General features: G+C 39.7%; 26 protein-coding genes, 1 tRNA gene, 2 other RNA genes and 1 riboswitch. Of the genes, 6 read left to right on the plus strand and 23 right to left on the minus strand.

Annotated features, from left to right (window positions below):
• The first annotated feature begins 87 nt into the window (after positions 1-87).
• Positions 88-354, plus strand: a complete 267-nt coding sequence (locus HDC33_RS10560) for a phosphocarrier protein HPr (RefSeq protein ID WP_179392394.1) — start codon at positions 88-90, stop codon at positions 352-354.
• Positions 355-472: 118 nt separating this feature from the next.
• Here HDC33_RS10560 and HDC33_RS10565 read toward each other — a convergent pair whose 3' ends face one another.
• From HDC33_RS10565 to metA, 3 genes are all read right to left on the minus strand, one after another.
• Complete coding sequence (locus HDC33_RS10565; protein ID WP_218843193.1) at positions 473-730, minus strand: PepSY domain-containing protein; 258 nt, start codon at positions 728-730, stop codon at positions 473-475.
• Positions 731-1,803: 1,073 nt separating this feature from the next.
• Positions 1,804-2,556: a nucleoporin Nup88 family protein gene (locus tag HDC33_RS10570; protein ID WP_179392395.1), complete on the minus strand. Its 753-nt coding sequence runs from the start codon at positions 2,554-2,556 to the stop codon at positions 1,804-1,806.
• Positions 2,557-2,623: 67 nt separating this feature from the next.
• Positions 2,624-3,532: a homoserine O-acetyltransferase MetA gene (gene metA / locus HDC33_RS10575; RefSeq protein WP_179392396.1), complete on the minus strand. Its 909-nt coding sequence runs from the start codon at positions 3,530-3,532 to the stop codon at positions 2,624-2,626.
• Between the two features lie 281 nt (positions 3,533-3,813).
• Positions 3,814-3,920, minus strand: a riboswitch (SAM riboswitch).
• A gap of 138 nt (positions 3,921-4,058) precedes the next feature.
• Here metA and HDC33_RS10580 point away from each other — a divergent pair.
• Positions 4,059-4,238, plus strand: coding sequence for a hypothetical protein (locus HDC33_RS10580; protein WP_179392397.1), 180 nt, complete (start codon positions 4,059-4,061; stop codon positions 4,236-4,238).
• A 367-nt stretch (positions 4,239-4,605) separates the two neighbouring features.
• Here HDC33_RS10580 and HDC33_RS10585 read toward each other — a convergent pair whose 3' ends face one another.
• From HDC33_RS10585 to HDC33_RS10630, 10 genes are all read right to left on the minus strand, one after another.
• Complete coding sequence (locus HDC33_RS10585) at positions 4,606-4,896, minus strand: spore germination protein GerW family protein (RefSeq protein WP_179392398.1); 291 nt, start codon at positions 4,894-4,896, stop codon at positions 4,606-4,608.
• Between the two features lie 162 nt (positions 4,897-5,058).
• Positions 5,059-5,709 carry an SIMPL domain-containing protein gene (locus tag HDC33_RS10590; RefSeq protein WP_179392399.1) on the minus strand — a complete coding sequence of 217 codons (651 nt, stop codon included), beginning with the start codon at positions 5,707-5,709 and terminating at the stop codon, positions 5,059-5,061.
• 375 nt (positions 5,710-6,084) lie between these two features.
• Positions 6,085-6,351, minus strand: a complete 267-nt coding sequence (locus tag HDC33_RS10595; RefSeq protein WP_255457336.1) for a DUF2087 domain-containing protein — start codon at positions 6,349-6,351, stop codon at positions 6,085-6,087.
• Positions 6,335-7,384: an alpha/beta hydrolase gene (locus HDC33_RS10600; RefSeq protein ID WP_179392401.1), complete on the minus strand. Its 1,050-nt coding sequence runs from the start codon at positions 7,382-7,384 to the stop codon at positions 6,335-6,337. Before HDC33_RS10600 ends, HDC33_RS10595 begins: the two co-directional genes overlap by 17 nt.
• 33 nt (positions 7,385-7,417) lie before the next feature.
• Positions 7,418-7,927 carry a GNAT family N-acetyltransferase gene (locus tag HDC33_RS10605; protein WP_179392727.1) on the minus strand — a complete coding sequence of 170 codons (510 nt, stop codon included), beginning with the start codon at positions 7,925-7,927 and terminating at the stop codon, positions 7,418-7,420.
• A gap of 62 nt (positions 7,928-7,989) precedes the next feature.
• Positions 7,990-8,529: a Rossmann-fold NAD(P)-binding domain-containing protein gene (locus HDC33_RS10610; RefSeq protein WP_179392402.1), complete on the minus strand. Its 540-nt coding sequence runs from the start codon at positions 8,527-8,529 to the stop codon at positions 7,990-7,992.
• 87 nt (positions 8,530-8,616) lie between these two features.
• Entirely contained in the window at positions 8,617-9,063 is a 447-nt protein-coding gene (locus tag HDC33_RS10615; RefSeq protein WP_179392403.1) for a GNAT family N-acetyltransferase, read from the minus strand.
• Between the two features lie 224 nt (positions 9,064-9,287).
• A complete protein-coding gene (locus tag HDC33_RS10620; protein ID WP_179392728.1) occupies positions 9,288-9,719 on the minus strand; it encodes a DUF5698 domain-containing protein in 432 nt (143 codons plus the stop codon).
• Between the two features lie 74 nt (positions 9,720-9,793).
• The gene (locus tag HDC33_RS10625) at positions 9,794-9,964 is read right to left on the minus strand and encodes a CocE/NonD family hydrolase C-terminal non-catalytic domain-containing protein (RefSeq protein WP_255457337.1); all 171 of its coding nucleotides are present in this window, start codon (positions 9,962-9,964) and stop codon (positions 9,794-9,796) included.
• 8 nt (positions 9,965-9,972) lie between these two features.
• Complete coding sequence (locus tag HDC33_RS10630) at positions 9,973-10,242, minus strand: BCCT family transporter (RefSeq protein WP_179392404.1); 270 nt, start codon at positions 10,240-10,242, stop codon at positions 9,973-9,975.
• Positions 10,243-10,446: 204 nt separating this feature from the next.
• Here HDC33_RS10630 and HDC33_RS10635 point away from each other — a divergent pair, with 204 nt between their 5' ends.
• Positions 10,447-11,139, plus strand: coding sequence for a TetR/AcrR family transcriptional regulator (locus HDC33_RS10635; protein WP_179392405.1), 693 nt, complete (start codon positions 10,447-10,449; stop codon positions 11,137-11,139).
• A gap of 80 nt (positions 11,140-11,219) precedes the next feature.
• Here HDC33_RS10635 and HDC33_RS10640 read toward each other — a convergent pair whose 3' ends face one another.
• Positions 11,220-12,092, minus strand: coding sequence for a YitT family protein (locus HDC33_RS10640; protein ID WP_179392406.1), 873 nt, complete (start codon positions 12,090-12,092; stop codon positions 11,220-11,222).
• 76 nt (positions 12,093-12,168) lie between these two features.
• Complete coding sequence (locus tag HDC33_RS10645) at positions 12,169-12,648, minus strand: metal-dependent hydrolase (RefSeq protein ID WP_179392407.1); 480 nt, start codon at positions 12,646-12,648, stop codon at positions 12,169-12,171.
• A 144-nt stretch (positions 12,649-12,792) separates the two neighbouring features.
• Between HDC33_RS10645 and ssrS (HDC33_RS10650) the strand changes: the two genes are divergently transcribed.
• Together ssrS (HDC33_RS10650) and ssrS (HDC33_RS10655) are read left to right on the plus strand one after the other, a co-directional pair.
• A non-coding RNA gene (ssrS, locus tag HDC33_RS10650) (6S RNA) lies at positions 12,793-12,984 on the plus strand.
• 72 nt (positions 12,985-13,056) lie between these two features.
• Positions 13,057-13,248: non-coding RNA, 6S RNA (gene ssrS, locus HDC33_RS10655), on the plus strand.
• 124 nt (positions 13,249-13,372) lie between these two features.
• Here ssrS (HDC33_RS10655) and HDC33_RS10660 read toward each other — a convergent pair.
• From HDC33_RS10660 to HDC33_RS10675, 4 genes are all read right to left on the minus strand, one after another.
• The gene (locus HDC33_RS10660) at positions 13,373-14,944 is read right to left on the minus strand and encodes an FAD-dependent oxidoreductase (protein ID WP_179392408.1); all 1,572 of its coding nucleotides are present in this window, start codon (positions 14,942-14,944) and stop codon (positions 13,373-13,375) included.
• A 275-nt stretch (positions 14,945-15,219) separates the two neighbouring features.
• Complete coding sequence (locus tag HDC33_RS10665) at positions 15,220-15,993, minus strand: DUF2935 domain-containing protein (RefSeq protein WP_179392409.1); 774 nt, start codon at positions 15,991-15,993, stop codon at positions 15,220-15,222.
• A gap of 654 nt (positions 15,994-16,647) precedes the next feature.
• Positions 16,648-16,719: transfer RNA gene (locus tag HDC33_RS10670), tRNA-Asn, on the minus strand.
• 157 nt (positions 16,720-16,876) lie between these two features.
• On the minus strand, positions 16,877-17,050 hold the full coding sequence (locus tag HDC33_RS10675; RefSeq protein WP_179392410.1) for a hypothetical protein: 174 nt from the start codon (positions 17,048-17,050) through the stop codon (positions 16,877-16,879).
• 267 nt (positions 17,051-17,317) lie between these two features.
• Between HDC33_RS10675 and HDC33_RS10680 the strand changes: the two genes are divergently transcribed.
• Positions 17,318-17,875, plus strand: coding sequence for an SLOG family protein (locus HDC33_RS10680; protein ID WP_179392730.1), 558 nt, complete (start codon positions 17,318-17,320; stop codon positions 17,873-17,875).
• Between the two features lie 426 nt (positions 17,876-18,301).
• On the opposite strand, the gene HDC33_RS10685 is transcribed toward HDC33_RS10680, so the two are convergent.
• From HDC33_RS10685 to HDC33_RS10700, 4 genes are all read right to left on the minus strand, one after another.
• Positions 18,302-19,015 carry a gamma-glutamyl-gamma-aminobutyrate hydrolase family protein gene (locus HDC33_RS10685; RefSeq protein ID WP_179392411.1) on the minus strand — a complete coding sequence of 238 codons (714 nt, stop codon included), beginning with the start codon at positions 19,013-19,015 and terminating at the stop codon, positions 18,302-18,304.
• A 104-nt stretch (positions 19,016-19,119) separates the two neighbouring features.
• A complete protein-coding gene (locus tag HDC33_RS10690) occupies positions 19,120-19,437 on the minus strand; it encodes a thioredoxin family protein (RefSeq protein WP_179392412.1) in 318 nt (105 codons plus the stop codon).
• Between the two features lie 186 nt (positions 19,438-19,623).
• Positions 19,624-20,418 (minus strand): GNAT family N-acetyltransferase, encoded by a 795-nt coding sequence (locus tag HDC33_RS10695; RefSeq protein ID WP_179392413.1) that lies wholly within the window; start codon positions 20,416-20,418, stop codon positions 19,624-19,626.
• 109 nt (positions 20,419-20,527) lie between these two features.
• On the minus strand, positions 20,528-21,037 hold the full coding sequence (locus HDC33_RS10700; RefSeq protein ID WP_179392414.1) for a DUF3231 family protein: 510 nt from the start codon (positions 21,035-21,037) through the stop codon (positions 20,528-20,530).
• Positions 21,038-21,064 lie beyond the last annotated feature (27 nt).

Genomic DNA, 21,064 nt, shown 5'->3' on the forward strand with positions numbered 1-21,064 from the left:
TCGCTTTCACTATCAATCATAATCATTCATAAGCAATCAAAAACAGTCACATCGCATTCAAAACAGAAAACATGGGAGGAATATTCAATGGTAGAAAAACAATACACTATTTCAGCATCTGAAGGTTTACATGCTCGTCCAACATCCGCTCTTGTCAGTGCAGTCAGTGCTTTCAAATCGGATATTACATTGGAACATGCCGGTAAAAAAGTGAACTTGAAATCCATTTTAGGTGTCATGTCACTTGGGGTCGCTTCTGGCGCTATGATCACAATTGCAGCGGATGGCGTAGATGAAGCGGAAGCATTAGCAAAAGTCGATGCAATCATGAAATCTGAAGGTCTAGGAAACTAATAACAAGGATGATTGCCAGAATTGTGGCTTCGAATGGGATTGTCAAAATGGATAGTCATAGTGAAAAGCCGCGCACGGGGTTCATTACCATGCGCGGCTTTTCACATAATTTCATCTCTCAATCAAGTTTCACTTTAAGGACTGCTCCTGTATTTGCATCAATTTTCACTTCATATTTATAACCTTCCATCGTTCTAACATCAACTTCATATACTAACATTCCATCCTCATAATCCAATTCTGCTTTCACGACCTGACCGGGTACACGCTCCAGTGCAATGGCCATTGCCTGATCAATAGTAATCCTTCGGTAATGCGGATTTTGCCAATGATTATCCCAATGATGATTGTGGTTATACCGATTATGATTCGTCACCCAATCTCCCCCAATTCAATCTTCGTATTGTCTATACATTCTATTCATGGATAGGGATAGTGTGCTGGAAAGAAGAGTAAACAAGCAACCCACACAAGTGTCGGGAGTCACTGAAAAAGTCTACCGTTATAGACTGGTCTATGGATTTTCTATCATGCATCTTTGACTATCGGTTTATCTGTTCAACTTATATAGTTAGTTTGTATATACATTGATTGACAAATCACACACTTTATACTTTTCAAGATAGTTATGATATAGATAAGTCCCATTGAATCCGCTTTGGCGCTTGGGGATGCCTCCCGCCATAAGCCGGACAACTTCGTCGTCAGTCTTATGGCTTCGGCTACCCCTTTGAGGCGCCTTCGCTGATTAGTCTGTTCAATTTATATAGTTAGTTTGTATACACACTGATTGAAAAAGCATACGCTGTACACTTTTCAAGATAGTTATGATATAAATAAGTCCCATTGAATCCGCTTTGGCGCTTGGGGATGCCTCCCGCCATAAGCCAGACAACTTCGTCGTCAGTCTTATGGCTTCGGCTACCCCTGTAAGGCGCCTTCGCTGGTTAGTCTGTTCAATTTATATAGTTAGTTTGTATACCCACTGATTGAAAAAGCACACGCTATACACTTTTCAAGATAGTTATGATATAGATAAGTCCCATTGAATCCGCTTTGGCGCTTGGGGATGCCTCCCGCCATAAGTCGGACAACTTCGTCGTCAGTCTTATGGCTTCGGCTACCCCTGTTAGGTGCCTTCGCTGGTTTTTCTCGGGTATAGTAGCGATATCTTATTAATCGTTACGGAGTATATAAAAAGCAGGCGGGCTATATTAAGGTAATATAACATTTGTGGTTAACTCAAATGAATAGGAACCTTTAGGGGGAATCAGAGATAAAAATGATTAGAAAAGGCGACATTGCGTTCGAAATCGAACGCAATGTCGCCTGACTAGATTCAGATTTGCATACATAGTTTAAAAACGTAGGTTTTTCAGTGACCTTATATGTGGTACGAGGTACTTGTTTAGGAAAAATGGTTTTATTATCTAGTAAAGCGTCATCTGTTCATTCAGTACTTTTCTTTTTTTCCTCCTGTTTTTGATTCACCATAAATCGTGCTGGATTTTGTTCCTGTCCGTTCAGCAGCTTGGAAATAAACGTGGAAGTCATACTATTGCTGCCTTCTATTTTCCCCGTTAAAAAGTTTGTTCGCTCGTAAAGGATAGTGCGGAGATTATCCAATTGTCTTACTACCTTCTCCAATAATCCCTCTTGGTTGTCCAACCTGCCAATTACATCTTTTTGAACATCCCCGTGCTTCGAAATTTGTTCGGATATTTGTTGTTGGTGATCCATCTGCTCATTCATTTTTAAGAGTACTTCCTCGTTTGCAGTTGTAATTGTTTCTAGGCGATTTGCAATTTCATAATTTGATTGCCTTATGTCATTTACCTGCTCATTGAAATCTCGATTCAGATTTCGTTGATGCCTTACATTCTCAAGAAACATCCGATTCTTTTCTTCTAATGTCGAAAACGACTTCTTGGCATCCTTTTCAAAACTTTCACGACGAAAATCATTTTCTCTTAATTCCAAGAGTTGGTTTCGGATTGATCTCATTTGATTCGATTGTGCGTTTTTTTGTTCTTTCAGGAGGTTCTTCATTACATTGAGTTGGCGATTGGCAGATTCGGTTGCTTCCTTTTGCTCTTTAATCCATTCCACTAAAGGGTCTATTTTGAAGTGTTCTTGATTTCGATTTTTAATGTCCTCATTGTTTTTAAAGACATTCGGATGCCCTTTTTCATTAATAAACAACCCCATACATTTCTCCCCCTTTATCGTATTATCTTATGCACTATACGACAAAAGGGTCATTGATCAGTTATTCCCACACGTAAGGCGTTTCTTGGTACACGTAGTAATTGAGCCAATTTGAAAAAAGCAAATGAGTATGGGAGCGCCATGTATTCATTGGTTCTTTGTTCGGGTCATCTCCTGGAAAATAATTTTTCGGAATTTCGACGTCGATCCCTTTTTTAAGGTCGCGTTCGTATTCTTCCGCGAGTGTATCCGCGTCATATTCAAAATGACCTGTGACCATAATATGTTTGTTGTCTTTGGAAAGTACGATGAACGCTCCTGCATCTTCTGACTTGGCCAGGAGAAGTAAACGGGGATCGTTTTCAATTGCTTCTATTGAAACAGACGTGTAGCGTGAATGTGGTGCTCTGAATTCATCATTAAAGCCCCGTGAAAGATTAATGGTAGGATCGGATAAACGATGTGTAAAAACGCCGGAGCATTTTTTGGGCAATTCAAATTTCCCGATTCCGTAATGATGATAAAGAGCAGCTTGAGCTCCCCAACAAATATGTAAAACTGATGTCACATTATCTTTTGACCACTCCATAATTCCCGTTAACTCTTTCCAGTAATTAACATCTTCAAATTCCAAATGTTCAATTGGTGCACCTGTAATGATCAATCCGTCGAAACGGCGGTGTTTCACTTGTTCAAATTTCATATAATATGCATCCAAATGTGTTTTACTAACGTTTTTCGAATCATGTGTTGCTGTATTCAAAAATGTAACATTTACTTGCAATGGTGTATTTCCTAATAATCGTAGAAGTTGCAACTCAGTTCTTTCTTTCTCAGGCATCAAATTTAAAATTGCGATATTCATAGGACGTATATCTTGGGACGTTGCACGTTCTTCATCCATCACGAATATTTTTTCCTTCTTCAAAAGTTCTCCAGCCGGCAATTGTTTAGGTATATTGATTGGCATTTGTCGTCTCTCCCTTTTCAATTTGATATGTATGGTTTTAAGAAAAATGTAGGCGCCCGCTTAGATGCGACAGGCATAAGACGGATCGGTGACGCGACGAGATTCGCCCGAGAAGGATGCAATTCAGTCCTTCCTAGCAGAGCTGGCTTATGTCCCAAGCGTATGGCGCCTTGAGCTAGACACTGTTCCATCATGAAAAACTTATATTTTCTTATTTTTAAAAAAATAAAAAACCCGCTTTTCTGTATGATAAGAAAAGAGGGTTCTTTTTGGGCTCTCAGCTCTTATCTCTCAAGAAATAATCTTGTTGGAGGTAGCACCTTCCCGACCAGGTCAGAGGTTGCTGAAGCTTCACAGGGCCAATTCCCTCAGCTTCTCTTGATAAGAATATTTAATTAACTTCTATTATACTACTTATCTTACTATTGTAAAAGGTCTTTTTCTTTTTCAAAAATTTTCATCGGATAAATCCCTTCCGTAAAGCCACATTAAAGAAGTACTTATTAAGATGAAAGGAGATGTTACAATGGGGAGAGATGACAACAAAACTGGCGGAAACAACGCGCGTTCGTTGCCGCAGACGCCGAAAAACCAAAAAATAAAACCTGGTGACATGAACGAAGAAATTGCCCGTGAGTTTGCTGAACTGAGTTCCCTAAAACCAAAACGCGAACGAATGAATCCAAATGCAAAGAAAAGAAAATGAGGAGTCTTGCCACGGACATTAGTTAAAACATTGAAACCCCGTGCTAGTAGTATGCTGGTACGGGGTTTCATTTGTTTTCAATCTTCGTCCTGCGCTTGTTTCAACTCTTCCGTCATTTGTTCGACCAAATCGGACCTACCGAGCATTTGAGCCGGTGTATTTTGGAATAGTGAGATACGCCATTCATCATTTCCGAAATCAGCGATGGTATTTCGTCTGTTTGCTTAGGATGTTGCCTTCGTTTAATCCATTTTCTTGCCTCGGACATATAGAATGGTACTGCTTGCTAGAATGTATTCATCTAACAGTCAGCTGATTCAGTTGGGTGGATTATTCTGCGAAATCACACTCAGTCCCCGTTATGTATTTAATTTGGGCGAGTCATTTTAGATAACAAAGTTAGACTCAATGTCAAAAAAGCGAAAAGTGTCAAAGCGAATTTGAAGTCAATGATTGGCCTGAACTTCACTTTTTTCGCATTAATCTCATAGACGCCTAGAGGTCTTATGGAGATATGTCCTCCGCCTCCTTCCCCTTGTGCCGCTGATGAATTTCCTGTTTCCCCGGAGAATCCCCCTCCTCCGCCCACAATATAATTGACCTTTGCTACAGGAAGAACTTTTTTGTTTTCATATTCAATCGTTTCGCCATAAACCAATGTTACGTCCCGCTGTCGTGTAAACTTTTCAAATATCCTTGCAATAGGTGATTGATAATTAGCAGGTTTTTCAGTTCACATGTCTTCCCCACTCCCTTAAGTCCTGATTTTCCTCAAATAATATAAGCGTAAAATAGTATCGATCTATTCTACGCTCTTATTTCAATACTGAAATTGTACTTTTACAGTAGCGCTAATCGTGATTTGTCCTTGTTCGATTGGTGTTGATCCAGTCAGTTCTTTCGCTGAAAATGTTCGATATAGGACAGGTTCTGCTCTTACTTCCTCAACAATTTTAATGGGATGAGGGTCAAGTTGCAGTTGGATTGTTGCAGCTATTGTTTGCGCTTTAGCTAACGCGTTTTTTAGTGCAAGACTCAATGCTTGTTGATAATGAAATTGTTCATTCTCAACCGTGAACTGGATGTTCGACACGTTATTTACACCGTTTTGAACAGCCACGTCTATCACATTTCCTACTTGTTCAATGTTTGTAATCTTTACGGTAATAGCATTTGTAACCTGATAACCTCGAAATACTTGTTTCCCCTCAACATAGTCATATTGTGGGGAGATATTATACGTTGTAGTTTGTATATTCTCCCTGCTGATTCCCAATTCCAATAACGACTCGATAACCTGATTCATCACATAAGCATTTTCCTGTTGAGCCACACTGAGATCCTTATTTTCGGTATTAACTGCGAGCTGTACTTGGGCAATATTCGGTTCAATTGAGAGATCACCGATTCCAGTAACAGTCATAACCCGTTGTTGCCGGCTGGTCATTTGTTGTACATTAGGGTAACGCATTTGTCTCCACCTTTCCTGGGTATCATTATAACTACATTAGATAGTATGCTGACTGTCCGGAAAAGATATTTGTGGAAACATTAAATGGAGATTTGGACGACAGTTTGCTCAAACTATGCGACTAACTGGGATACATCCATTTATCTAGAACTTCAGTAATGACGCGTTCACCTTTTCGTCTATGTCCTTCGCACTCAAAATCACGTAGTATTATCCTATCCAGGATATATATTTAGCCATTGAATAAGGGAGTCACTTTTGATTTATGTCAAATTTACCCTTTATCAATTCATCATATTTTCAGTACTTTTTGTTTTCAGCATTTCCCTTGATAAATAGAATCGTAAACCATTAAAACCATTCTGTTCCACATTCCTATGTAGTTGCATGTGTTCCGCTTTCAATCCAATACTGTGTGCCATCATCGCTACGAATCATGAAACGATAGTCTATAAGGAACCTTCTTACAGTCGCAAAGTCGGGATAAATTGTTGCCAATAGGTCATTTACCTCTTTTTCCACATACACTTTACCCACTTCAAATTGCTTTATTATTTCTGACGCAATAATGTATTTCCTTTTTTCTTTACTTGGAAATACATCAAGCGGTCCATGTAAACCGTGTTTAAAATAGTTTTTCAAAACCTTTTCTCGTTCTATATCCATAATTAAAAAACGTTCTCCCATCATTATCTTCCTCTCTGTAGCTAGCTGATTTAATTTGACGCCTAAGAAATGTATCAATCTCTTCCGCAATAAGTCCGGGTTCCCATGCATGGACATAGTGTCCGACATCTAAATATAAAAACTGACCTCGGTCAAGGTGACCAATATAAGCAGAGAGTATTTCCCGCCAATTCGGTATCCCGATTTCATTTCCGTCTGAGATGAAGAAATACATCGGAACTTCAATAGGTATCCCCTCTTGCGCAACTTTTTCAGCGTTCGCCCGGACTTGTTTCATTTCTTCAAGCATATTGGAAGTGAGTGTCCTCCGATAGAAAAGCGAACGATATGTCGCAATATCCTCCGCCGGCAAATAACCCGATTCAATCACTGCAGAACTATTAACGATAGAGGGGACCAACCTGATCAGCCCGGTATGGGCGAAAACTGTGGCAGCTAGTTTCGTTGGTAACGAAGGTAGCGGTAAGACTTTGTAAACAGCTGGAATCGCGGGATCGAGGCCGATAATCGCCTCCACTTCTTCCGGATATTTTTGAGTCCATCTGATGGCTTCCAATCCCGACATCGAATGGGCAGTCAAAACATAAGGCGGTCGAACATCTGCAAGTCGAAGCGCAGTCCGACTTTCTTCAAGAATAATATCAATCTCCCTTGATACATCCGCTTTCTCGCTCCAACCATATCCCGCCTTTTCCACGACCGCAATTGTATACGCAGGAGATAACTCCGACCACAGCGGCTTAAAATCCAACATAGGCGCACTCGTCCCGGCACCTGAAAGGAACACTAGCGTATGCTCTCCGTCCCCTTCTGTGTAAACATGCATTGAATGGCCATTCACATCAATAAGTATTCCCGGTGCCGGAGTTGAGGCAATTTCTTTTTTCATAGTAATCGTATGATAAACCCAAGAACCTGAAATGATGACAACAAAGAAAATGATGATTGAAAGAATAATAATGTTGATAACTCTTTTCAACTTCTGCATTATCACATTCCATTCGTAAGCAATTTTTATTCGTTAATGGCAATCAGCTATATCATCCCATCCATATGCGACTTCACTCAAATTCTTACCTCCAATTTCGATTTCTTCCGTGTCAATTTTCTTTCCACCTAACGCTTCATAAAAACGGCAAGCCGGATTCTCTTCTATTGCCCATATGAGCATTGAGTTCAAGTTCTTATTTTTTATATCATCCACAACGGACTTGACGAGTAATCGCCCAATTCCCTTCCCTTGGTACTCTTTCAATATATAAATCGCATACAATTCCCCAGTATATGCTTCGTATTTCCCCGTACGTTCTATTCCACCTGTAGAAAATCCGATGACTTGACCATTCTTATTTTCTGCTATGTAAACGTTGTTCTCATTTATCCCCTTTTTCCAAATCAGCTCGCGATTCTCATAGGATAGACTTTCTAAAAAGTCGTCCGGCACAATGCCTTTATATGTCGTTCTCCAACTATCTACATGAACTTTTGCAATTCCTCCTGCATCTTCTATCTCGGCTTTTCGAATTAATATCTCACTCACTCCTATCTAAGTTGTACAAAGAACTGAACAACAAGTCTATCTGTTTTAAAAAGTTACTTCGGTCGGGCCTCATAGGGATGGATTTTACCTATTATCCTCACTGTTTCATCTGTCTCAATCTGTTTAATTACACCATTCGCAATCTCATCATGTGTAAGCCATCGTGAACCATTCTCTTCCATTACAAATCCTAAATAAATTTTTCGGTATTGGCACAGGCTAGGAATACCGATAGGTTCATCTTCGAAATACCGCCGACTCCCTTTTACATGGAATAAACGAAACGACGTCTCCCCTTGATTCATTTCGCAAATGCGCTCAAGCGCGCTGTAATTTGGTGTCCAACTAAGAATTAAATCAAACGGACCGCGTTCTTTAATCGCTTCATTAATATAGTCATATACATAATCGGTATCGTAATCAGTCAAAAGTGGAAATATAGAATTCGGCCGGCTTTCATCCTGCAATCGCTTGAATTTCGATAAAGTACGTCCAATTACAGATACAGAAAAATCTTCACGTGCAAGGTATAGACAAACTCCAGCGAGCATCCCTGTTCCGCCAATGACTAGAGCATGTCTAGTACGTTTCATTCGATACCCTCTTTTCTCTTTTCCCTTTGACCATATAATTAAGAATCGTTTCCATGCAATGCACAGAAACGATTCCGCTGAAGAGTACTACAATTTCATTAAATGCGTTGTCTCAGAAGCGGAGTCGTCCAGTTCGAATCCGTTTGCCCTATAAAAAGCATCCGCTTTCGATGATTCTGTCCGTACTGTCATTTCATTGAACCTGCCTCGTGAATGCTCGACGATTTCTTTGAGTAAGAGGGATCCTACACCTTGCCGCCTGGCTTCATCCAGCACATAAAACCTTTGTAAACGAGCAACTTGTGTATCCTCAGAAAAAGGTGATTGATTCACCCCGCCGATTGCTACTACTTCACCATCTTCATTTCGAACAGATAGCAGAGCTTCTCCCGGTTTATTGAATGTATTTGTTCCGTCCTGATAGTCATTGACCAACCGTGTTAAAAATCGATATCCTTCCATTTCGCTTTCCTTCACCAAATGAGCAATATCGATTTCCTCTAAATCTTCAACCTGTTCTACTGTATACGCCATCTCTTTTCCTCCCATCAATGAAATGATTGCAACATACAGTCTATTTCGACATCCGCTATAAAAAAACCTTTATAATAAACAGAACAAAAGCGCTGAAGTCTAGACGTGGAATATCACCTTTAGTAAGTTATCCACAGAACGATATTTAGTATTTCCCGAGCGATAAGAAAGTGCCGAGAATCATCTTAGATTCCTGACACTCGTTGGCAAATCATATGCTTCATTTATATCTTGTTTGGATTTAGACTCCTGAGCAAAAACCCTCCATTTAACTGATTCGGTTCGTAGGAGATGATAAATGCTTTCGACGCTAAAGAGACGACAAGACTTCTTAATTTCTGTTCACAATTTCGTTTCGCTAACACCTTCATAACGAGCCGTTTGCCATCTTTTCCATCTGCTACCCGAGACGTGACTCCATACCCTTGATCTCGGATTTCCTTTGGTAACTCAAACTCCACAAAATCCACTAAAACTTCAAATACGATATAACTAAGTGCCATTGAGGATTCAATCTTACTGCCTAGATAAACTCCCATTCCCCAACCGACACAATACGCTTCGATATTGATTGGATTGTCCAAATTATCAAGGACAATTTTCAGTCCCATGAAGTTAATAAATACTTCATCCATCGATAGAATTGAGGCAGCTATCCGTTAGTTTTTCACTACAAAAATGAGGTGTAGTGTAAATAGCGAAACATAGACGACATTAATGACGATAATAGTCAAGTCAGTAGCATGTCATCACTGTTACGATGTGTCAAATTGAGCATTCCCCACGTCACCCTTGTCGAAGAGCCGTCAGGTGCGACGTCACAAAGACGAACTGCAAGAAGCGCATCCTTCTGATTTGATTCCAATTCAACTGTGGACTCCGGGAATCCGAGAATTTCCATCGGTTTAGTTAATGGTTCAGACGTGATGACAGTGGAAAGACCATTTTCTCGCCTAATTTAATTTTTCCATAACGGCTAAATACGAGCCATAAAAGTAGAATAAACGATCCAATCGTTAAGAATTGAAAAGCCCAATCTAACTTGAAGGTTATTGAGGTCATTATATTATCTAAATACGGCTCAGCCGTTTTACGATTCATAACCGACATAACCATCGCAAACAGAATCACAACTAACGATGTCAAAAACACAAACGGATCAATCTTCACTTTTTTCATTACAAACACCCCTTTTTAATAACACCTAGTAAAATATTATAAAATCCATGAAGATTATGGTAAGATTAATTTGTAATCATGATTATAATAGCATATATAAAAAAATCGAGAATAATAAAAATTCAAGATATTTTTTACTAGTATATAACTAATTTTCATAATGGTACTTTGAAGAAACTCAATACTTATCTAAGGAGAATAAAGATGAAAAATAAGAAAATTCAAATGAGCCGGATGTGGAAATACTTCGTAGATGCAACTGCGGAAATTATAGAGGAAGAAGGGATAGATAATGTAACGATTAGAAAAGTAGCTGACAAAGCCGGATATAATAGCGCTACCATTTACAATTATTTTTCCGAAATCTCCCACCTTATCTTTTTTGCTTCCATGAAGTTTTTAAATCCATATACGGTCGACGTCACCACTTACATGGATAAAGGAAAAACGCCCATTGAAAAATATCTATTAGCATGGGATTGTTTTGTTCAGCATTCATTCGAAAAACCGCATATATTTCATACAGTTTTCATAATGGATTTAGGCGAGTTCCCGGAAAAACTAATTCAAGATTATTATGAGATATATCCGTCCGATTTAATCAAAATCCCTGATGATCTCAAAACTCTTTTATTCGAACGAAACATGACTAAACGCGGCAGATCTATTTTGGAACACGCATTAAGAGAAGATTTCATCAAGGAAGAAAATGTAGACGCTATTAATGAGCTGACGATTCTTGTGTGGCAAGGAATGTTGACAAACATCCTGAATAATCGCCGGAATTATGATATTGAAGAAGCGAAAAAAATTACGATGAATTATATTACTGATATCGTGAATAATGCGACTGTATTTGATATGCCTAGTAGGTCGATGACAAAAACCGTCGAATAAGTAAACAAAAAAAGCTGTATCCATCTGAACAACTTTCAATTGTTCTGCAGGATACAGCTTTTCGAGTCTCGTTTCCAAACTCATTTCACGTCGTCTTCATCATATTGCGCTTTGGAAAAACCCCTGCCGAGGATTTCAGATGCATTCAAGAAGATAACAAACGAAGTTGGCTCTTTTGTTTGAAGAAGCTTTTTGAAATAGACGGCCTCTGATTGTTCGACGACACATAAAATCATTGTTTTCTCTTGATCGGAATAGCCGCCGATTGTTTTGATTTTCGTTAAGCCGCGATTGATTTCATTTTTGATGATGTCTTGGACACCCTCTTCTTTATCCGTAATGATGAGTACCAATTTGGTCGGTGATGTTTGCAACTGGACAAAGTCAATCACCTTACTTGTAACGTAAATTGCTATCATCGCATAAAGTGCAAGTTCAAAGTTGAAGACAAATGCCGAGGTGACGACTACTAGTCCATCTACGAGCAACTGCGAAAAACCACTCGATAGGCCGGTGTATTTCTTGACCAATTGGGCAATCAAGGCGGTCCCGCCCGTCGAACCGTTACCACGGTACACGATACCGAGACCGACGCCAAGCATGATTCCTCCATAAATTGCACTTAACAATGGATTGTCGACAGCGAGTTTCATGTCGGTGGTAAGCCAGATGACAAATGGAACAAAAAACGTCCCGACTAGCGTTTTTAAACTAAATTCCTTACCGACAAGTATGACTCCAAGAAATAATAATGGAATATTAATAAGCCATTGAACATAAGCCGGGTTGAACTGGAAAAGTTCAAACAAGATTGTGCTGATCCCAGATACTCCGCCTGCAGCTAGTCTGGACGGTAACAAGAAAATATTAAAGGCCAGTCCAACGAGTGCAGCCCCGAAAATAATCTGTATGTATTCAAATAAGACCGTATTTCTGAACTTTTGTATTGCCATTTTTCATGCTCCCTCTCTATCAACTTTTCCATTTAAACAACAGGCGGGCTATGACATCAATTAGATTTGACTTGGACTATAAGTAGAAACCGAATGCTTCGTATCCAAAATAAAATGATAAAAGCGATAAAATGCTGAAGACGACGTTTTCTACCGCGCCTCCTGTTCTTGTTGTCATTGGAAAGCGTACTGTCATATTAAGTGGGAATAGCAGTTTGATGCCATTTTTCGTAGCCATATCCAAAATGTAATGGCTCACCATTCCTGCCATGAATCCTGCCCTCACAGCCTCGTTAGGAATGAATGCATTCAATAAAGCGGCGATAAGCACTAAAAATAATAAACTGTGTGTGAATGTTCGGTGGCCGAATAGCATATTCATAAGTTTCGATAACAGCGGTAATTTCCTTCCGATTTTACTGCCGCCGTGACAGATGTCAGGAAGCAACGCGCCGATTACCCCTGCTCCCAGCATGATAATCGGATCATGATTTGTAAATTGTGCATAAGCAAGACTTGCTGCAATGCCGCCTACGATGTGTGTTTTCCCTGTCATGCTGTTTCTCCTTTTTTTCATAAATTGTTCCTTAACCAGTATAGACGTTGTTGCGTCGCCTGGCACGGAATCAATACAAATATTCCACAACGGGCTACCAATACTTTCATTTGAAAATATGAATCGGATGATGTACACTATATTTACAAGCTGCGTTGCACGTATACCCATTAAGTTTTAACCTTTAAGCTGTAATCGGGAGTTTTACCTAGATACAGGAATGGCAAGCCCAGTTCTTTCGATAATTGGGACATACAGGATTGTTTCTGCGAACACCCACTTGGAGAAGTGGTGGTTTAAAACTTTCTAAGACCATACGGCAAATGCGGCTGATCTTTACAAAGCTAAAAACTAATTTCCAATAATTTTTATTTGAAAATGCACTTTGATTGTTATACACTATATATATAGAGGCTGCGTTGTTCGTATACCCATTAAGTTTTAACCTTTAAGCTGTAAACGGGAGTTTTACCTAGAAACAGGAATGGCACGCCCAGTTCTTTCGATAACTGGGACATACAGGATTGTTTCTGCGAACACCCACTTGGAGAAGTGGTGGTTTAAAACTTTCTAAGACCATACGGCAAATGCGGCTATGCTTTATAAAGCTATTAGCATCAACAATTTTCAGACTAGCATCATCCTTCGATGGGTGATGCTTTTTATATTTCAAAAAATAAAAAAGCAGCAGTAGAAGACCACTGCTGTTGTTGGAAGTTTGCTGTTAATAACCTGAGTCCTCGGATGTCAGGTTATCAATCATTTTATAATCATATTTTTGTAACGGTTTTTCAGCAGGCCCTTCAATTACTTCTCCTGTAAATGAGAATCTGGAACCATGACACGGACAATCCCAAGTGCGGTCGCCATTGTTCCATTCGACCTCACATCCGATATGTGTGCAGGTTGTATCTACGATATGCAATTTACCCTCATCATCTTTATAAGCACCTTTTCTATGTCCCTCAAGCGTAATAACGGCACCTTCCCCGTTAGATAGGTCTTCCGGATTTGTTTTGGGTGAATCCAACTTCCCTTTAATTAATTGACCGACAACGTTGGCGTTCTCCTTTAAGAAGTTTTTCAAACTTGGATTTGCATAGAAACGCGAAGGAGTATATAGCTTTTCAAAGGTATTCTCTTTGCCCAAAATCATATCCCGGAACAACAGTGCGGCGGCAGTTCCATTGGACATTCCCCATTTCCTAAAACCTGTAGCAATTAAGATATTTGGTTGTCCGGATGTTAATTCGCCGATATAAGGTAATTTGTCTAATGTAATTAGATCTTGGGCCGACCACCGGTAGACAATCTTTTCGAGCCCAAAAACTTCCTCACCAAAGGCCTCCAACGCTTTGTAATGTTCCATCGTCTCTATTCCTTGACCCGTCTTATGGCTTTCTCCAACAATGAGCACCATTTCCTCTCCGTTAACCGTAACAGATCGGAGTGAGCGTGTTGGCTGATCGGCACTTATATATAGTCCACCTGGATATTTCTTTTTGGCTTTGACGGCAAGAGCATATGATCGATCTGCATGCAACCTTGTAGAATAAAGCCCAAGTCCCTCATAAAACGGAAAATGGGAACAAGCAAGAATATGATTGGCGGTAATGCGAGGTCCTTCTCGGGTAAGTACTACCGGTTGTTCTCCAGTCTCAAAATTCACCGCTGCCGTGTTCTCAAAGATAAGTCCGCCTTTTTGCGTGATGAGTTGTAGTAACTGGACCAGATATTTGGTTGGGTGAAACTGAGCTTGGTTTTTCATAACAAGCGCCTTTTGAATATCTATTTCAAAAGGAATACTATCAACCAATCCTCCCTCTATTCCAATCGTTTCATAGGCTTCCGCTTCTTTTTCAATCTTGCGTGCGTATTTCTCAGTAGTGGCGTATATGTACGCATCTTGCGTGCTAAAATCACAATCGATTTTATGTCGGTCCACTGTTTCTTTGATAAAGTTTAGTGCTTCCGTGTTTGCTTCATAATACAAACGTGCGTTACTTCTTCCGATATTATGAATGAATTCATCGTATATTAAATCATGTTGTGCCGTGATTTTGGCGGTCGTGTGGCCGGTTGTCCCGTTTAGCACTTTTCCCGCTTCGATAACAGCGACCTTCAAGCCTTCATTAACTAACAGATAAGCAGATGTAATTCCCGTAATACCTGCACCTACAATAACAACATCAACTTGAATATCCTCCTCTAAACTTGGAAACTTCGGAAATTCAATATCTGTCCTCCAATATGATTCAGTGTCATGTGGCAACTTTCCATTTTCATTTTGGGTCACAAGTAATCCTCCATTCAATACTCAGATAGTAGTAGGATTCCCGTTCACCATCAGATTATACAAAGTTGTATTTTTTGGTAGTATGTATCTTGATAAATAATAAAAAGCCATAGATAAACCGTGTAAAATCGCATCGACTAACAAATGCTCAATACGGAAGGTTTATTAATGGCATGAACGTACTTTTTTCATATCACATTTTATTTTAACTACCTTGGAGCTCCTGAAGGCGATAAGTTTATAGCAATCTCCCTTACGTACATAACCTTTCTATATTATGTTATAATCTCTTCTTCCAAGTTTCTCCATAGATGATGGGCTTCCCTTGCTATATGTTCCAACAAATCGGGTGGCGATGTTGTAGCGATTGCACATGTTTTGATTAGTTCATCCAATTCCAATTTAAATTCTTCTAGACTTTTGGCTTCTTTTATAATCATTTCCTTGAAATGTGTTAAAACTGGTAACGTTTCATTGCGCGGTCTACGTATCATTGTTTTGAGAGCTGTCGCCTGCATTAATAGCCGCTCAAATTTTTGCATCATAGCTGTTACTTGAAAGTTCACTTCATAATTCGAGACATCTGAATAATGACGTATATAGCCTAGGTGGTCTGCCATTTGTCTCAACCAAAATACAGTTTCATGTATGATAGCGTCTGACGGTGAAACTTGACCGCCACTTTCCATTAACTTAAAGACCCTTTGGGACTCCTCGGCCTCCCGCACCATATGGTCCAGAAGTGATACGGGCGTTGAAATAATGACGTCACAGTGTAAAGATCTATCCATCGTATCGGCTAGCAGACTGTGAAATTCACTCGTGGCATGTTTAGCTTCGTTAATCAATGTGCCTATATCTCCTGTTTTCGACTCCGCCTTTTGCCATATCGCTCCCAAGCGCTGAATATTGTTTAGGTTTGCACGGGCTAATTCTGTTTCATAATGGCTTATTTCTCTATCCAAAAATCGCCCGTGGTCATAATCATTCCGCAACCAAAACGCAATAATCCCATAGGCATCCCTTTCATAGTTATCCGTGTACGCCAATTCAACACTCCATTCCGAATAGTAAGTACACTGCCATGATATGCTGGGCGTTTACTAAAGGTACCGATAGCGGTCTCCGTGCCAATCTATTATAACTATACATTTATTTTTCAGGATTGTTTTATTCCCCTTTGTCCTACCAATCCATTACCTCGCCACACAATTTTAATCTATTCCATTAAATCATGACTCTAATTTTGGGCTTTACTTATCTTACCAGTTGTCAAAGTCATTCAAGCTACTCGCTTTACTTGTAAACTCGAGGTATGAAAGATTATTTATTTTTTGGGAAGAAGTTTTTATGAAAATCGCCAGTCTATCCGGTATTCATGATGGTTTGAATTGAAAAAACGCCAACATGAATGCCCCGGATTTGTTCGAAAGATGGATAGAAATTCATTCAACAGATGCAATTATCCTTAGTGGTGATATGACCGGCCAGCCGGAAAAAGCCCTTGTCCATCTGAACCGTATACATACTAACAACCCGCAAACCAAGGTTCTGTTTGTGCATGGAAACCATGATATACATAGTAAGAACTCATCAATGGCATATGTTTATAGACCATGTTCGGATACCGGCTTTGCCGAAAAGTAGATATCTCATATCAAAAAACCTCTATTCGTTTGAGTAGAGGTTTTTCTAAAAAATGACTCCGGAGGTAGGAATCGAACCTACGACCAATCGGTTAACAGCCGATTGCTCTACCGCTGAGCTACTTCGGAATAGTAATTAACTTTCTAAACTTATTTTATCCAAATAACTTATTCTTATACATTTTTTATTTCACAACTATCTTTTTAAAGGGCTGTACTTTTATAAAACCGACAGAAGCATTACGCTTCTGTCGTCCATGATTCCCACAAACTAGAAATACTTTTTTTAGAAACGATTATTGCGCGCATTATTATCATTATTCTTGCGCTCTTTGTCCGCGTTTCGTTCTTTAAGTTGATTCACATCAATTTCAGTTCCGAACTCTGTACGATCTTGATTATTGTTGTTGTTGTTCCTGTTACGGTTGTTGTTCTGGTTTCTGTTTTTGTCGTTTGTCATGGATATTCACCTCCGTCCAGACTAATATGTGCAATGAAAGGATTTTTAGACGTTGGAATTTATTGTTTCCCTTATCAGTTGAACCGATGAATACAGCGATGACGGTCGGATTAACGTTAAACAGGTGTTATTCCTGCTGGGTCTTTAAAATCCTGAAATGTAAAAACTATAGTAAAATGTAATGGAAATGCCCCACTGCAATACAAACTGCATTCATGTTAAAATTAGATGAATCCAGTATAACTATTATTAAAGGGGCCGATAATCATTTTAAAACGATTGGTCGTCACGGGTTACAAACCGCATGAACTTGGCATATTCGATGACAAGCACCCGGGAGTGCGTTTCATTAAAAAAGCATTAAAAAAACGGCTTGAATCCTTGCTCGATGACGGGTTGGAATGGATTATCATCAGTGGGCAGCTCGGCATTGAGACGTGGGCAGCTGATGTAGTCATCGAGTTGAAAAATGAATACACAGAGTTGAAATATGCTGTCATTACTCCTTTCAATGAACAGGAGAAAAATTGGAACGATTTGAAAAAAGAAAAATATCACACAATCATTGCCCTGGCCGATTATCATACAAGTCTAACGAATAGGCCGTACGAAGCGCCTTGGCAATTCATCGAAAAAGATAAATTTTTCATGCGTAATTCTGATGGAATACTTATTGTCTATGATGAAGAAAATGACGGCTCGCCGAAGTTTGTGAAGAAAGCAGCAGAACAATACGCTGAACGTTCCGATTACCAAGTCCTCACAATTAGTGCAGATGATTTGCAAGTGATTGCCGAGGAAGAACAAATGGATGAGTGGCAATAAGATTTATTATTTCTTGACACTCACTTATTTCCATGATAAGATGATTCAGTTAACAATAAGGTAATGCTTAGGATTGAATATCTGGCATTCTACGTACTGTTTTTGAGAATACTTATTCACACTGGCGCGGCTAAAGGGTCGCAAGGACGTAAAAGTAGGTAGGGTTTACGTTGCTTAAGTTAGAAAGCACCCAGTGGAACAATGACCGCGGCACTGAAAGCTTATCCTTTCTATGGAAATTATTCCCCGAAAATTCGGGATGAAAAATTAAATTCAAACGTATAGTGTTACCTGACAAAACAAAGGGATGCACCTCAATCGAGGGCATCCCTTTTCCAATTTACTATGTTAACGTTGTTTTCTTCGGACTATACGTTGCATTGTTTGACAGAAACATTGCGAACTCGTTGATATTTTGTCAACTTGTTAGTTACCTTTTTCAGCACACTCGCTAATAAAACGTTCAAAAATCTGTAAAGAGACTGCGTCGCCATTTGTCGACAATAATTCAGGATGCCATTGGACGCCGAGTACGAACTGCTCACCTGTACCTTCAATTGCCTCTACAATTCCATCGCTTGCTACACCGGTGACGTTGAAAACTGGTGGCACATCTTTCAGCGACTGATGATGATACGAATTGACCACAATCCGTTCACTCCCCGCCATTGATTCGAGTAAACTTCCTTTTTCCACTTGAACATAATGGGATGAATGCGTATTGGGGGCCTTTTGTATATGTTGGAGAATCGGCCCCTCTTTTTGATTATGAAAATCTTGATACAACGTCCCACCTGCTGCTACGTTCAGTATCTGAAGCCCTCTGCAAATACCTAGAATCGGTTTGCTCGTTTTCAGCATTTGACGCGCAAGTTCAAGCTCGCTCGAATCCCTGCTTGGCGAAACTTCTCCGAGATATGAATGCGGTTCTTCATTAAACAACATTGGATTAATATCATTTCCCCCTGATAAGAGGAGACCGTCAAGTAGCCCAATCAATTGATCCACGTCTTTTTCTATCCCGACTGAAATGATCATCGGCAACCCGCCCGCCCGAATAACAGCACGGACATATTCGCCATTAAGGAAGTGCTTATCGCTTATCTCCACATCTGCCGTAATTCCGATAACCGGTTTCATCAACAAGTCCCCCTTATCAACTTACAACATTATTTATTTGCACGTATAGTTGATATACGCCTCCACTCTGGCTGGCGTTATAGTTCATCGCATTGCCCCTATACTCAAGCAGATAAACTGTTTATGAATTCTTCGATCTCCGCCTGTGTTTTGCGGTCCTTGCTTACAAAACGGCCCACTTCCACTCCGCTATGGAACGCTATAAAACTAGGAATCCCAAAAATATCAAGATCTCCACACAGGTCGATAAACTCGTCCCGATCTACATAGTAGAAATGATATTCAGGATAATCAGCTTCGATTCCAGGTAATATCGGTTCAATTACTCGGCAGTCAGGACACCAATCTGCGGAGAACATAAAAATTGTACGTTCCTCATTTTTCAACTTCTCGAATTGTTCCATTGATTGTAGTTTTTCCATTTGAATCACTCCTGTTTATAGTTAATTAACACGACCTCATTATATCACTGAGAGAACCACTATTTCATTTTTTCAGTCAATTGTTCATCTGATAAATACGATATTAGCTGCGACTTGAAATGTTCCTGTCAGCAAGTCAATTTGGATAATGTTCTAAATTCCACACTGCCGATTATATCAGATACTTTATTTAAAACTCCACATGCACCATTTTCCTATATCGACAAAACCGATTCGTTTGTAGATGGAGCCGGCAGCTTGATTATCATAGAATAAGCAGAGCATCTTTCCTTCATCAAGCAATTCTGAACAAAGGGATGACAGGCATAATGAAGCTAGCCCCTTTTTTTCGTTTCCAGGCAATGTTCCAACACCGACAATCATTGCGGATTGGCTATTTTCAGCTGTGCTCGATGCAGAGCTTATAATCCGTCCCTCTTCTTCAATGAAATATGTACGTGCAGATCCATTGCTCAGTGTTTCACGTTTATTTTCGACACTAAATGTGCTTGCTGCAAATTCCGGGATTCCGTACATCTGATCAATAATACGACCCGCGTCATCAGGAATCGCTTTCTTCACTTCCATGTGAAGCGGTACTTCTTGCAAGTCGTTCGCTTGTTCACACTTGGCATAAAAAAGCACGCGCGGATTTGATGGTTTCACAGTCAAATGAGGCTCCAACTTACGAACGATATGTTCAATCCCAGAAATGAATTCATACTCTTCGTCAAGATTGATTATTTCCGCAAAACCTTGTGCATCATATTCCCCCGGAGCATACACGATGAAATTGCCTGCATATTTCAACAAAACACCTTGCATTTCACCATCAGCTGTTACGTCCCCCCATAATTTCTGAATTGGATTGTCAAACCCATACGCTTCTATATCCCCAATAATAAACAGGTTCTCAGCTGGTTTATGGGAGATAAAATTCATAGTGAGATACCTATCATCTTCTGTAAGCATTCTAATCATGTTAAAACACCCCTTTTCACTTTAAAGATAATTTTACCGATAATTCACTTTTTCCACAACATGAAAAGGGCTCTGCCATTTTATTGACAGAACCCTTTTCAATTCTTTTTTATTGGCTGGGGGAGTTTTTATGAAGTGGTGGAGGAATGATCCATCCTTTTTCTTTGTTCAAATTCAACATTTTAAAACCGAATAGCATTCTATCCGCATGGAATTTACTGAACATCATTGCGATGTCTTCCCGCAGACATTGTCCCATCACTTCACTGCATGACACAAGACCTTGTCCGACATTAATCGAAACGGCTCCGCTGATTTCAGGATCGGTAAATCTTGCACCGACAGGTATGTCTTCCGCCTTCGCTTTAGGCCGTTCTGGCAATGATGGCGGCAATGCGATCCCATTTTCTTTCAAGACCTTTTCAAGCATTTTGTTTTCAGAACGCATCATTTTTACTGCCTCTTCTAAAAGTTCGATGAGATCATTGTCACCCGCATGATTGACAAATGCCTCGTAACCACTGATTAACCCGTTATTCGCGCCGACAAATGCCCATGACCCAAGTACTTCTCCGTAATGCAACGGTTCATCTTTTGGATTACCACTTAAAATGCCCAAATTATCTCTCCTTTTCTCTCCACTTGT

The sequence above is a fragment of the Sporosarcina sp. JAI121 genome (assembly GCF_013408665.1).
GTDB lineage: Bacteria > Bacillota > Bacilli > Bacillales_A > Planococcaceae > Sporosarcina.